The 255-nt window shown below is 61.2% G+C and carries 1 protein-coding gene; it reads right to left on the bottom strand.

The features are described from left to right. Positions 1-255 (bottom strand): hypothetical protein (locus IB262_RS36855; protein ID WP_192494598.1); only part of this gene is annotated, 255 nt, incomplete at both ends.

The raw sequence follows: 255 nt of genomic DNA, 5'->3' as shown, positions 1-255 counted from the left end.
CGGACGGCTCATCGCCAAGGTCCGCACGCTGCTTTTCGTAGGCACTGACCGACGCAGGATCCTGCAACCAGCTTTCGATATCCGCTGCTGCCCCCATGGCCGTGCGTGGCCGCAGGAAGGGTGAAAACCGGGCAAATCCGGACCACGCTTCATCCCAGAGGAAGATGAGGTCCGGCTTGATGGCGAGACACTCCTCCATCACGCGCCTGACGTTATACATGTGCCCGTCGAAGGTGCAGTTGGTGAGGTCGAGCA

This window comes from Ensifer sp. ENS02 (assembly GCF_014851885.1).
GTDB classification, from domain to species: domain Bacteria; phylum Pseudomonadota; class Alphaproteobacteria; order Rhizobiales; family Rhizobiaceae; genus Ensifer; species Ensifer adhaerens.
Note: the sequence above shows the minus strand (reverse complement) of the source record. Positions and strands in the feature narration are given on the sequence as shown.